This is a genomic window from Desulfosporomusa polytropa, assembly GCF_055380075.1.
This window is the reverse complement of the sequence record NZ_AP042400.1, coordinates 2,395,597-2,408,646: the sequence shown is the minus strand read 5'-3', so window position 1 is coordinate 2,408,646 and position 13,050 is coordinate 2,395,597. Positions and strand designations below refer to the sequence as shown.

The following is a 13,050-nucleotide window of genomic DNA, read 5'->3' as shown; positions in this document are numbered from 1 at the left end:
TATGGAGAATGTATCAGATGATTTAAACATAAATTTGACCGAGGAAGAATTGCGGGAATTGTTAGATGGCTTACCCGATATTCTTAGAGAATTAGAAGCATGGGCAGCAGCCGAAGAAAAGTTAACCCAAATCAATTGCTATAGCTAGGAAGAGATACCTTCGTGCAGGTTGGGTGCTTTGGAATTTGAGGTAAATATATCAATCATTACCTGCGCAATACTCACAGTAGTAGTCGAGTGAGCCGTATCCTCCGGGGTGCGGCTTTTCCCAATATATCCCCTCTTTACGCCTACATAGCAGTGCTAGGTATAATGATAATATCTTACCTAATAGTGGTGGTAGCAATGATGTTAAAGATATTTCTATTAATATAAGACAAAGCCGTCCTACATGGGCAGCTATATTTTTAATCAATCTTTAAGTTACCTCCTGCAATATTATGGTATAATTTACTTAAAAAATAGGAGGCAGTTGAAATCATCCAGTATTCAAACTGATACAAAAGAACTTACCAACAAAGAACTGGATAAAGTATCGGGTGGGGCTGTTATGCGTTTTTACAGCAATTGGCGATAAAATATAGATGCACCTTATTTTTTGTTTGCAGCAAATGTTGGTACTACAAGCGGGGATGCGTGTGTGGTGCCGTTTTTTTATTTCTTTGTAGGGAGTTGTATACATAAATGGTTAAAGAGGTAGACAGGCGACCAAATCCAGAAGAGTTGTTGCAAAAAATCCATAAAGAAAATAGAGGAAAGTTAACCGTTTTTCTGGGAGCGGCCGCTGGGGTCGGTAAAACATATACCATGTTGGAAACGGCTCATGACCGGTTGACCGAAGGGGTCAGAGTTGTGATTGGCTGGGTGGAGACACATGGTAGGGCGGAAACTGAGAAAATGGTGGACGGGTTGCCAAAAATTGCCCCGAAAGTTCTGGAATATCGGGGTAAGAATTTACTGGAAATGGATATTGATGCAATCCTGGTGCAGAAACCAGAATTGGTTTTGGTGGATGAACTGGCACATACCAATGTTGGCGGCTCTCGCCATATTAGGCGGTTTCAGGATGTGGAGGAATTATTAAATGGCGGGATTGATGTATATACTACCCTGAATATTCAGCATATTGAAAGCCTGAATGATGTGGTTGCACAAATTACAGGTGTTGTTGTCCGGGAAACGGTGCCTGATTCGTTTATCGAGCAGGCGGACAACATTCAATTGATCGATATACCGCCGGAAGATTTGATTAAACGCCTGAAAGATGGCAAAGTATATGTTTCCGGTCAGGCCGAACAGGCACTGAAAAAATTCTTTCGTCCAGGCAATATCAATGCTTTGCGGGAATTGGCCCTGCGGTTTACGGCCGGCAGGGTTGACCAAGATATGGCAGAATATATGCGGTTACATCAGATTGACGGCCCCTGGCCGGCTGCCGGGCGGGTGATGGTATGTGTCAGTGCCAGTCCGTTTTCGGCCCACCTCATCCGGGCGGCTCACCAGTTGGCGAAAGGGTTGCGGGCTGATCTTCTGGCAGTCTATGTGGAAACTCAGGTGCGTCGTTTTCCCATGGGAGAAAAGGAACGGGATCGAGTTTGGCGCAATTTGCAACTGGCGGAAGAACTGGGTGGTAAAATCGTAACTGTGACCGGAACTGATATTGTTCAGGAAATGTTGGTGGTTGCACGAAACGAAAATGTAACTGCCATGGTCATCGGCAAACCGCGCCATAGTCGTTGGCGGGAATTTTGGCAAGGTTCACTGGTGGATAAGTTGATTCGGCGCAGTGACGGCATCAATGTATATGTTATTCAAGGAACTGCCGAAAAGGAAGAACGTTCCAGCATCAGTACGGCTCTGCCAGATGCACCGACGGTGCCTTGGCTGTTTATTGCCGGGGGGTTATTAATGACGGCAGCGGTAACGGTAGTGAGCTGGCTGGGGCAGGAACAATTAGAACAGGTTAATATTGCTTTGCTGTATTTGCTGCCGGTATTGTTTAGTGCCGTATGGTGGGGGCGGTGGCCATCCTATGTAACCGCTGTGGTTGGTGTTTTGACTTTTGATTTTTTATTTACGCCGCCAGTTATGACATTTGCAGTGAGTGATATCCGTTATCTATGGAGTTTTATAATTTTCCTTGTTGTTTCTTTTTCGATTGGTAGGCGGACAGAATTGCTGCGGAAAGAGGTTCAGCTGGCGCGGCAAAGGGAAACCAGTGTTCGTACGTTATATGATTTTAGCCGTCAAATTGCTGCTGTTATTGATTTAAATCAGATTGCTTGGAATTTTGTTAAGCATACCGGAGTGGCGATTGGCCGTAATACGGTTATGTTGCTGCCAGACAATAATAGGAAACTTGTGCTGGCTGGCAAGTATGATGTCGGTGTACCAGAATCTCATGGCGATCAGGTTGTTTTGCCAGCGGCGGAATATGCGGTGGCCAGCTGGGTGTTTGTCAATGGCCAGGTTGCAGGACGATCAACGGAGACATTGCCTGGTGCGGATTTTTTATTCATACCGTTGATTGCTGATAGTCGGACGGTTGGCGTATTTGGTATTTGCCTTGGTCAGCAAAAAATTACGCAGGAAGAACGGCAGCTCATTTTTGCCTGGGTAGGTTTGGCTGCTATTGCCGTGGAACGGGTGAAACTAACCGAAACTGCCCGCCAGGCAGCATTGTTAAAAGAGTCCGATCAATTGCGAACAGCTCTGCTTAATTCTGTTTCCCATGAACTTAGGACGCCATTGGCGGCGATTATTGCAGCTGTTTCTACATTGCTGGACGCCAGCGTTCAATATAGCGCCGATATTCAGCGGGATCTATTAGAGACTGTACAGGATGGGGCCAACCGCATGGAACGGGTAGTGGCCAATCTGTTGGATACTGCCCGTCTCGAAAGCGGGATGCTCCGATTGAAAACAGATTGGTGTGATGTCGAAGATATTGTTGGCACTGCTATCCGCCGCATGGGCGACACAACGCGAAAGTATATATTGCAAACAAGGTTATCATCCGGACTGCCGCTACTGCGAGCAGATTGCGTGTTATTAGAACATGTCTTGGCTAACTTGCTGGATAACGCATTTAAATATGCACCTCCTGGCAGTGAGATCATCATTGCCGCCGAGCAATGTGGATCGGAAATTGTCGTATCGGTGCAAGATACAGGTTCTGGTATACCGACGGAAGATGTTTCGAAAATCTTTGAAAAATTTTACCGGGCTCGTCACCAGACGATAAAGGTTGCCGGTACAGGGTTGGGATTGTCCATTTGCAAGAGCATCGTGGAAGCCCATGGCGGGCGAATTTGGGCGAAGAATTGTCCGGGCGGGGGAGCAATTGTTTATTTTACTATTCCTGCTCCGGATGATAGTACAAGGATTTCTGTAAAGGTAGTTGAGTGAAATGACAGAAAAAGCTACAAAAACCACCTGCTGATTTTCAGTTAGGTGGTTTTTTAAAAAAAATTGTCTGAAATACGCTTACTTGCTTTTGGAAAAGACAGGAATGTTGTATAATATAACGATATAAAGTGGACACCTTAAGGAGGATTTGCATGAATACTGAAATTGAAGCAAAGGATAAAGAGCCAGGAGCTAATCCTGCTATGCCTGCTAATTTCATTGAGGTTATCATCAATGAAGATATAAAGACAGGGAAATATGGCAATCGGGTACATACTCGTTTTCCTCCAGAGCCCAACGGTTATTTGCATATCGGTCATGCCAAGGCAATTTGTTTAAATTTTGGTTTGGCGCATAAATATGGCGGCCAATGTAACCTGCGGTTTGATGACACCAATCCAACTAAAGAGGATGTTGAGTATGTGGACTCCATTCAGGAAGATGTAAAATGGCTGGGGTTTGATTGGGATGACCGCAAATATTATGCCTCAGATTATTTCGAAAAAATATATGAGTTGACTGTCGAGCTTATCAAAAAAGGTAAAGCCTATGTTTGTGATTTGACTGCAGAAGAAACTCGTCAATACCGGGGTACGCTGACAGAACCAGGAAAAGAGAGTCCCTATAGGAACCGTACAGTTGAAGAAAACCTTACGCTCTTTGAAAAAATGCGTGCAGGCGAATTTCCCGAAGGTAGTCGGGTATTGCGTGCAAAAATCGACATGGCTTCTCCGAACCTGAATATGCGTGATCCTGTTTTATACCGTATTGTACGCACAAAGCACCATCGTACAGGCGATACTTGGTGTATCTATCCCATGTATGATTATGCTCACCCGATTTCTGATTCCATTGAAAATATAACGCACTCCATTTGTACACTTGAATTCGAAGACCACCGGCCCCTGTATGACTGGACACTGGCATCGTTAGGTATTTACCAAAGCCAGCAGATCGAGTTTGCTCGTTTGAATCTAACGAACACCATCATGAGTAAACGTTATCTGCGCCGATTGGTAGAAGAAGGTTATGTTAGTGGCTGGGATGATCCCCGGATGCCGACAATCTCAGGTCTAAGAAGGCGAGGCTTTACCCCTGAATCTATCCGCGATTTTTGTGATCGCATTGGTGTGGCCAAAAGTAACAGTCTTGTGGATGTTGCTATGCTGGAACACTGTATTAGAGAAGACCTGAATATGAAAGCACCACGGGTGATGGGGGTGCTTAAGCCCCTAAAAGTGATTATTGACAACTACCCGGCAGACCAGGTAGAAGAATTAGTGTCAGAAAATAATCCGGAAAATCCTGAGATGGGATCACGGACAATGCCATTTTCCCGAGAAATATATATTGAGCAAGATGATTTCATGGAAGATCCACCCAAAAAATTCTTCCGTTTGGCTCCAGGCAAGGAAGTTCGCTTGAAACAGGCCTACATAATCAAGTGTGAGCAGGTAGTCAAAGATGAACAAACTGGCGAGATCGTAGAACTACACTGTTCTTATGATCCCGATACTAAGAGTGGCAGCGGGATTGACGCCGGTCGTAAGGTTAAGGGTGTGCTGCACTGGGTATCAGCTGCTCAGGCAGTAAAAGCCGAGGTGCGTATCTATGATTATTTGTTACTTGACAGTCAAGACAATGAAGAAGCAGAAGGGGTTACTAAGGATTTTGTGGATACCCTCAACCCGAACTCATTAGAAGTCTTGTCGAACTGTTTACTTGAGCCCAGCATCAAAACGGCTGAAGTGGGTAATAAATTTCAGTTTATGCGGAATGGCTATTTTTCCCTTGACCGCGAATCTACACCGCAAACGCTGGTATTTAACCGTATCGTGTCCCTGAAGGATTCTTGGGCTAAACAAGGAAACAAATAGCAGTGGAAAGACTTTTGTCTGCAGTAATGTTGGCAAAAGTCTTTCTGCAACATTTGAGAGACGGGGTAGTAGTACGTGTTGGTTTTGATAAAGTTTTTGTACATAACTTTTTTGTTGCCGCCAGGCTTGTTTATTGTTGCGTTAGCTGGTTGTTGTGTATGGCTGGTTAAGCACAAACAACGGGGTGTAGGGGTGCTGGCAATGATAACGGCGCTATTGTATCTCATATCCACTCCTTTGGTGGGAGACTGCTTGATGCGCTCTCTAGAGAGCCGTTACCAGCCGCCAGCAACGGTCAGTGGTGATGTTATTATTATGCTGGGAGGCGGAGCAACAGCAGACACACCCAATGTCCATGGCAAAGGTCATCTGATGGGTTCTGCTGCCAACCGTTTGCTGACAGCAGCTCAGCTATACCATATTACTGGCGCGCCAATCATCATTTCCGGTGGGCAGGTATTTGCCAATACTGGCAAAGAGGCGGAGATTGCACGCCATATCCTGCTGGGGCTAGGTATTCCGGATGAGAAGATTATTGTGGAAGGGCAGAGCCTTAATACTACCGACAATGCTAAATTCAGCAAGCAGATTGTAGCGGAACGGGATTTTACACGTCCTATTTTAGTGACTTCGGCTTTTCACATGGTACGGTCGGTGGGGCAGTTTTCCAAATATAATATGACGGTATTGCCCTATCCTACCGACTACCAAACCAATACTCATTTTATTTTTGAGTGGCACCAGTTGTGGCCTCGGGCTGACGCTTTCTATAATAGTCAGTTAGCCATTAAAGAATATCTTGGTTTGCTGGCAATACGCTGGTTTTAATGGGATTGTATACACGAAGGAGTGGTAATTTGAAAATTTTATTGATCGGTGGCGGTGGGCGTGAGCATGCTCTGGCTTGGAAATTGGCGCAAAGCCCCCGGGTAGAAAAAATATACTGTGTTCCGGGAAACCCCGGAATTGCGACTGTGGCTGAGTGCGTGGCTATTGATATAACAGATAATGAGGCTTTGGGTAAGTTTGCTCTCGAACATAGTATTGGGTTGACTGTTGTTGGACCTGAGCTGCCGTTGACCAATGGTCTTGCCGATCATTTTGCGGCGCTTAATCTAAAAGTTTTCGGTCCTTCCCAAAAGGCCGCGCAGCTAGAGGGTTCTAAGGCTTTTGCCAAAGAGATTATGCATAAGTATCATATTCCGACAGCGGCATCGGCTGCCTTTACGGAACTTGACAGTGCACTGGCCTACATAAAAGAACAAGGCGCACCGATTGTGGTAAAAGCTGATGGACTGGCCGCCGGTAAAGGTGTCGTTGTGGCTATGACGGTAGCTGAGGCTGTTGATGCCGTTACGATGATGATGCGGGATAAGGCTTTTGGTAGTGCTGGCAATCTGGTGGTTATTGAGGAATATCTGGAGGGGGAAGAAGCTTCCTTGCTGGCCTTTACTGATGGCATTACTGTGGTACCCATGGTTGCGGCCCAGGATCATAAACGGATATTTGACAATGACCAGGGACCCAACACTGGTGGGATGGGGACATATGCCCCGGCTCCGGTTGTTACTCCGGCTGTGTGGGAACAAGTACGGCGTGAAGTCTTGCAGCCGGTTGTTGATGCTATGCGGCAAGAAGGCATCATTTATAAAGGATGTTTATATGCCGGGTTGATGATTACGGCTCAGGGGCCAAAGGTTATTGAATTTAATGCCCGCTTTGGTGATCCCGAAACCCAGGTCGTATTACCACTTTTAGTCAGCGATTTGGTGGATATTATGGAAGCCTGTGCTGACGGACGACTGGCTGATATAACCATCGAATGGGATGATAAGGCTGCTGTTTGTGTTGTGCTGGCCGCTGGCGGTTATCCCGGGAGTTACAACAAAGGGGATACTATTACCGGCCTTGATCAAGCTGAGTCGCAAGGGGCTATGGTATTTCATGCCGGTACAGGATCGAAGAACGGCCAGGTTGTCACCCAGGGTGGTCGGGTGCTAGGTGTCACGGCAGTAGCCAATAATCTTCGGGAAGCCGTAGATAAGGTTTATCAAGCTGTGCCAGCGATACACTTCGATGGTATGCAGTACCGTAAAGATATTGCTCATCGGGCGTTTAATCGCAGCGACAGGTGAGCACGTTGAAGAGGTGTGCACTTTGGATGCAGGTTTAACAGCCAGTAATCTACTAGTCATTGTGGTTACCATTGTTGGTATTGGTCTGACAGCTATTGGTTTACCTGGCAATTGGTTGATATTTTTTACTGCTTTGGGCTATGGCTATTTGGAAAACTTCTCTCATATAAGCAGTACGGTGCTGCTTATGCTTTTTGGCGCTTTGTTAAGCGGGGAACTGGCCGAATTTGTGGCTGGGTCATTGGGAGCTACAAAGGAAAACGCCTCACGCACGGCCATTCTAGCAGCTTTTATTGGCGGTATCGCTGGCGGAATAATCGGTACAGGGTTCATGCCTGGACTGGGTTCCATTGCTGGGGCGCTCGGCGGATCTTTTGCCGCCGGCTATGTAGCAGAGTATGTGGCTACCGGAAACAGAGAAAAAGCAGCCAGAGTAGCCAAAAGTATTGTTATTGGCCAGGCATTAGGGCTAATCTTTAAACTAGCTATAGCCATAGGGATGGTAGCGTTTATTATCTCTCAGTTAACGTGGTCCGGGTGATTGGAGGAAGTACGATGAAACGTCAGAAAATATTGGATGCTGCCTATACTGTTTTCTCCCGCAAAGGGTATCACCGTGCCACAGTTGATGAAATTATTGCTCTGGCTGACACCGGTAAGGGCACAGTATATAAGTATTTTGTCAATAAAGAACAACTCTTTTATACCCTTATAAAGGAACGCAGTGCTAATTTTGAAATCGAACTTGGACAAATAGCAGCGCTTACTGAGACTCCGTTAAACAAAGTAACAAAGGCTATTAAGGTATTTTTAGAATTTTATATTGCTAATGGTGACTTGTGGCGAGTGCTTATGCACGAGATGCGAGGCTTAGGCCATGAAGAACCGTCAAGTTTTACTGCTGCCCAGCGTGAAAAGTATCGCGAAATATTTATTCATACCATCGGGATATTACAAACTATCTTACAAGAAGGTATTGAGCAGGGAAGTATCCGTAATTGTGATATACATAAAGCTGCTCATGGTTTATTCAGCGTCATTGTTATGACAGTATTCCAGGGTTTTGTTGAGGATAACAGTGACTCCCTTGATAAGGCAGCTAACGGTATTGCTGATGTCTTCCTTTATGGCGTTGTTGCGCGCTAAAAAAGGGCTGTGGAAAAACTTATAATAAGTTATCCACAGCCCTGCTTGCTTAGATCGTACATAGCCTCTTTTGAAAGAATTAAAATGCTGGTACAATGGCACCTTGATATTTTTCATTAATAAACTTCTTAACTTCTTCAGATGTTAAGGCTTTAGTTAATTTTTGGATTTCAGGACGGTTTTCATCGCCTTTGCGGACAGTAAGGATATTAACATAGGGAGAGTCCTTTTGTTCAATAAACAGAGCATCTTTACTGGGGACAAGCTTAGCTTCTAGTGCATAGTTAGTATTAATGACGGCTAAAGTAAGATCATCAAGTGAACGAGGTAGTTGCGCAGCTTCAAGCTCGCGGATTTTTACATTTTTGGGATTATCGGTGATATCGCTAATAGTAGCAGTAACACCTGCACCATCTTTGAGTTTAATAATGCCGGCTTTGGCTAGCAGGGCTAGTGCACGGCCGCCGTTGGTGGGATCATTGGGGATGCCGATTGCTGCACCGGTTTGCAGGTCATTCAGGTTCTTGACTTTCTTGGAGTAGATACCCATCGGTTCAATATGTACGGCAGCGGTGTAGGTCAGATCAAGCTTGCGTTCAGCGCTGAATTTGGTCAGATAGGGGATGTGCTGGAAGAAGTTAGCGTCTAGTTCTTTTTCAGCCACAGCCATGTTGGGACGGACATAGTCGCTCATCTCGACAATAACCAGGTTGATGCCTTCTTTTTCAAGCAGTGGTTTGACAACATTGAGAATTTCAGCATGCGGTACGGCAGTTGCGCCAACTTTAATGGTTTTCTTATCTGCGGCTGACGGAGCAGGGGTGCTCTTGCTGCCACAACCAGCGATAAAGGTAGAAAAGGCTAATAATGCAATCATTACTAACAGGGTAAACTTTTTCATAGAATAATTCCTCCTAATACTTATCTCTAATCTCTAATAATAATGACTAGATGATCCTCCTTTCGTGAAAAGTAGTAAGCCTCTTCGGCAGTCCGAAGAGGCTTGTTGTCCAGTTCTTCATCTGCCAGGAGGTAATCCTGTGGAATTGGCACCGTTCGCAAATACGATGGTTGCCGCGGCGTCATTGGGCCATTCCCTCAGCCAGCTCTTGATGAACAATATTTAATTTTATGAATTTTATATTAACATGACTACGAAAGACTGTCAACAGAAAAAGTGGTGTAAAAAAACGGGAATTTTACAAAAGACGTTTTAATTAAATAAAGATGGAAAGTATTAAAGAAGGAAAATCCGGGAAAATAGCGAATAAATATAAAAATAGCAAGTACTTATAGGGAGGCTAGTAGTTATGCCTGCAAATCCTAAATTAAAAGATAGGCTTACCGATCAGTTGTTTAGAGGGATTTTATCGCTAAACAGTGAGGAGGAATGTTATCAATTTTTTGAAGACGTATGCACAATTGGGGAACTTAAAGCTATGGCTCAGCGGCTGGAAGTGGCGCGACTGTTAAAAGCAGGCGTTATTTATGATGATATTGTTGCTGCAACCGGTGCGAGTACAGCAACAATCAGCAGAGTTAAGCGTTGTCTGTATTATGGTGCCGATGGCTATAAAATGGTGTTGGATAAAGTAGATAACAGCTGATTAGAATGGAGTGTACACAATGAACAGGAATAATTTTGTGCCGCAAATTCCTTATGGAACACGTGATCTGCTGCCGCGAGAAGCAAAACAAAAACGCATTGTGGAAGGAGCTCTTGCTGAGCTGTTTTCCTGTTGGGGTTATGATGAAGTGGTGACGCCAACTTTTGAATATATGGAAACTATAACACTAGGTACAGGCAACGCTATCCAGGAGCATGTGTTTAAATTTTTTGATAAGAATAATCGTACGTTAGCGCTGCGTCCTGATATGACAACACCCATTGCGCGGGTAGCTGCGACAAGATTTAAAGAAAGGCCGCTGCCGCTCAGATTATTTTATCTTACTAATGTATTTCGGCATGAGCAAGCGCAAGCTGGACGACAGTGTGAATTTTACCAGGCAGGGATTGAACTTTTAGGAGCCCCGGGGCCAGCAGCTGATGCGGAGATTATCGCATTGGCGGTTGAAGCCATGCTGGAGGCCGGTTTAACCAATTTTCAGATTGGTTTAGGCCAAGTTGCTTTCATTAACGGCCTTATGGACGAGAGTGGCTTAAGTCCGCAGGAGCAGCAAAAAGTAAAATATGCTATGGTTACCCGTGATTTGGTGGGATTGGGTGAGGTTTTGGCCCAAAGCGGTATTAGTCAGGCAGCCAGGGAACTATTGCAACAAATTCCCCTCTTACATGGGCGAGAGGATATGCTTAATACTGCTTACCGACTTGTTGCTAACGAACGAAGCCGCTCTGCACTTGATAATCTGGCTGACATTCATAAGCTTTTAGCAGGCTATGGCGTTGACCGGTATGTCAACTTTGACTTGGGCATCATTCGCGATTTTGATTATTATACTGGTATGGTCTTTGAGGGCTATACACCAGGTTTGGGCTTTCCCCTATGCGGCGGTGGTCGTTATGATACCATGTTGGCTTCTTTCGGTGTTGCCAATCCAGCCACAGGTTTTGCCCTGGGAATCGAACGAATGCTGCTGGCACTAGAGCGTCAAGGCATTGACGTTAGTGTTCGCGGTAAAGATATATACATTGCTTGGGCCGAGGGGAAACTGTCTGAGGCTATTGAAGCGGCCAAGCAGTATCGCAAAGCAGGCCGTCGAACAGAACTGGCGCTTTCTGGGTGTTCAAAAACGGCAGCACAAACGGCGGCTACTGAACAAGGCTATGAAGAACTGATCTATATTGAATAAACGCGTTAAACAGGTTGTTGCTGCGCTTACTGCCCGGATTGACGAAAGTGATAAAGAATTTGTCGATAAATACCTAAATAAAGCGCAGGCTGCCTTGTTTTGGCAGATGGATCTGCCTGACCAGCGACATGCTTTGAATGTAGCATATACAGCATGTAAGCTTGCGGCTGATCAAGCAGCTGTTGATCAACAACTACTTATAAAGTGTGCGCTCTTGCACGATGTCGGCAAGGTTAAAGGTGACGTTAGTACTGCTGATAAGATTATTACTGTGATTTTAGATACGTTTGCGGCACAGTGGGCGAAATCCTGGGGAAAAATGGGGCGGGGCGGCAAAATAGACAATCTTCGTCATGCTGTCTATATTTACTATAATCATGCTGCTCGCGGGGCGACTATGCTGCGTGCAGCTGGCCTGCCCCAAGAGCTGACCGAAATTGTCGCAAGACATCATGAGGCTCCGGTAGTAGGTGAACCACCGGAGCTTACGCTGCTTAAAATGGCTGATAGCCTAAACTAATAGCCTTTGACTTTATCAACAAGATTTATCATATCCCGACCCTGGATAAAACGGGTGAGATTATCAGCGAGCAGCTTGACAGCACGGTCAAGATAGGCCGGTGATAAAGCGGCAACATGGGGTGTGATAATAACATTAGGCATAGTCCACAGCGGACTGGATTCTGGCAGCGGTTCGTGAGTAAACACGTCCAGGCCGGCACCACGAATTAGTTTTTGTTCTAAGGCAGTGATTAAATCGGCCTCATTTACAATAGCACCCCTTGAAATATTGAAAAAATAGGCCGAAGGCTTCATCACGGTAAAATGCTTTAGGCCAATCAGATTTTCGGTGTTCTCAGTCAGCGGCAGGGCAATAACAACATAGTCCGCCTGAGATAGCATTTCCTGCAAACTATCATTATCTGGCGGATATAGCTTATCTACAAACAATTCAGTAGTCATTTCCTGTTTGCTGGCAAGGACCGTCATACCTAGCGCCTTGGCCTTTTTGGCAATCTCGCGTCCAATAGCACCCAGGCCAATGATGGCAAGGGTATGCTCGTGTAATTCATCTGTCGGCACTCTCTTCCAGGTTTTCGCATCTTGCTGACGAATACTCAGGATAAGTCCCCGGCTAAAAGCCAGCATCATGGCTAGTACATGTTCGGAGACAGGAATACCATGGATGCCCTTGGAATTCGTGAGGATGGTGTCAGCAGCCTGAATTTCAGGAAAGAGCAGTTTCTCCACTCCGGCGCTTAGTGCATGAATCCATTCTAAGTGAGGGGCAGCTTGATACAGATGGCGGGTTTCAGCCCAGCCCCAGGTTGCTAGAATATGGCACTCAGGCATATGTTCGAGGGCGTTCTTTGCATCGCTTATGATTATATTTACATTTGGCTCAGCGGCTTTAATGATTTCTTTATGCCTGTTGGCCAATGGGTTGAGCACAACAATATTAAGAACAGCCATGATGAACCTCCTTATTTAATGATAGTATCTTGTCAAATACTTCTACATATGCAGCCTGTTTTCCTACCTAAGACGAAAAAGCAGATACTATCAAGGGAGCGGGTTCTGTTACAAAAAGAAAAATTCATAGTAGTATATTGACGCTGGCAATGTATAATGTTAATATATTATCATATTAACTCTTTAATTAATTAAAGGAA

13 protein-coding genes and 1 riboswitch are annotated in these 13,050 nt (G+C 45.2%); of the genes, 11 read left to right on the top strand and 2 right to left on the bottom strand.

Features of this window, described 5'->3' with window-relative positions; translation table 11 throughout:
- Position 1: 1 nt before the first annotated feature.
- From ACZ449_RS13215 to ACZ449_RS13180, 8 genes are all read left to right on the top strand, one after another.
- A complete protein-coding gene (locus ACZ449_RS13215; RefSeq protein ID WP_464261456.1) occupies positions 2–148 on the top strand; it encodes a hypothetical protein in 147 nt (48 codons plus the stop codon).
- A 324-nt stretch (positions 149–472) separates the two neighbouring features.
- On the top strand, positions 473–577 hold the full coding sequence (locus ACZ449_RS13210; protein ID WP_464261455.1) for a bacteriocin: 105 nt from the start codon (positions 473–475) through the stop codon (positions 575–577).
- A 107-nt stretch (positions 578–684) separates the two neighbouring features.
- Entirely contained in the window at positions 685–3,408 is a 2,724-nt protein-coding gene (locus ACZ449_RS13205; RefSeq protein WP_464261454.1) for an ATP-binding protein, read from the top strand.
- A gap of 152 nt (positions 3,409–3,560) precedes the next feature.
- A complete protein-coding gene (locus ACZ449_RS13200; protein WP_464261453.1) occupies positions 3,561–5,285 on the top strand; it encodes a glutamine--tRNA ligase/YqeY domain fusion protein in 1,725 nt (574 codons plus the stop codon).
- Between the two features lie 75 nt (positions 5,286–5,360).
- Complete coding sequence (locus ACZ449_RS13195) at positions 5,361–6,113, top strand: YdcF family protein (RefSeq protein WP_464261452.1); 753 nt, start codon at positions 5,361–5,363, stop codon at positions 6,111–6,113.
- Positions 6,114–6,142: 29 nt separating this feature from the next.
- Entirely contained in the window at positions 6,143–7,420 is a 1,278-nt protein-coding gene (gene purD / locus ACZ449_RS13190) for a phosphoribosylamine--glycine ligase (protein ID WP_464261451.1), read from the top strand.
- 22 nt (positions 7,421–7,442) lie between these two features.
- Positions 7,443–7,961: a DUF456 domain-containing protein gene (locus ACZ449_RS13185; protein ID WP_464261450.1), complete on the top strand. Its 519-nt coding sequence runs from the start codon at positions 7,443–7,445 to the stop codon at positions 7,959–7,961.
- A gap of 14 nt (positions 7,962–7,975) precedes the next feature.
- Positions 7,976–8,566 carry a TetR/AcrR family transcriptional regulator gene (locus tag ACZ449_RS13180; protein WP_464261449.1) on the top strand — a complete coding sequence of 197 codons (591 nt, stop codon included), beginning with the start codon at positions 7,976–7,978 and terminating at the stop codon, positions 8,564–8,566.
- 79 nt (positions 8,567–8,645) lie between these two features.
- Here the strand turns inward: ACZ449_RS13180 and ACZ449_RS13175 are convergent, their stop codons facing one another.
- Positions 8,646–9,467 (bottom strand): MetQ/NlpA family ABC transporter substrate-binding protein, encoded by an 822-nt coding sequence (locus tag ACZ449_RS13175; RefSeq protein ID WP_464261448.1) that lies wholly within the window; start codon positions 9,465–9,467, stop codon positions 8,646–8,648.
- A 114-nt stretch (positions 9,468–9,581) separates the two neighbouring features.
- Positions 9,582–9,685, bottom strand: a riboswitch (SAM riboswitch).
- Between the two features lie 191 nt (positions 9,686–9,876).
- Here ACZ449_RS13175 and ACZ449_RS13170 point away from each other — a divergent pair.
- The 3 genes from ACZ449_RS13170 to ACZ449_RS13160 are packed head-to-tail and all read left to right on the top strand — an operon-like array spanning position 9,877 to position 11,897.
- The gene (locus ACZ449_RS13170; protein ID WP_464261447.1) at positions 9,877–10,173 is read left to right on the top strand and encodes a YerC/YecD family TrpR-related protein; all 297 of its coding nucleotides are present in this window, start codon (positions 9,877–9,879) and stop codon (positions 10,171–10,173) included.
- 19 nt (positions 10,174–10,192) lie between these two features.
- Positions 10,193–11,377 carry an ATP phosphoribosyltransferase regulatory subunit gene (hisZ, locus tag ACZ449_RS13165; protein ID WP_464261446.1) on the top strand — a complete coding sequence of 395 codons (1,185 nt, stop codon included), beginning with the start codon at positions 10,193–10,195 and terminating at the stop codon, positions 11,375–11,377.
- Positions 11,370–11,897, top strand: a complete 528-nt coding sequence (locus ACZ449_RS13160; RefSeq protein ID WP_464261445.1) for an HDIG domain-containing metalloprotein — start codon at positions 11,370–11,372, stop codon at positions 11,895–11,897. Before hisZ ends, ACZ449_RS13160 begins: the two co-directional genes overlap by 8 nt.
- On the opposite strand, the gene ACZ449_RS13155 is transcribed toward ACZ449_RS13160, so the two are convergent.
- Entirely contained in the window at positions 11,894–12,850 is a 957-nt protein-coding gene (locus ACZ449_RS13155) for a D-2-hydroxyacid dehydrogenase (protein ID WP_464261444.1), read from the bottom strand. The genes ACZ449_RS13160 and ACZ449_RS13155 overlap by 4 nt on opposite strands.
- Positions 12,851–13,050 lie beyond the last annotated feature (200 nt).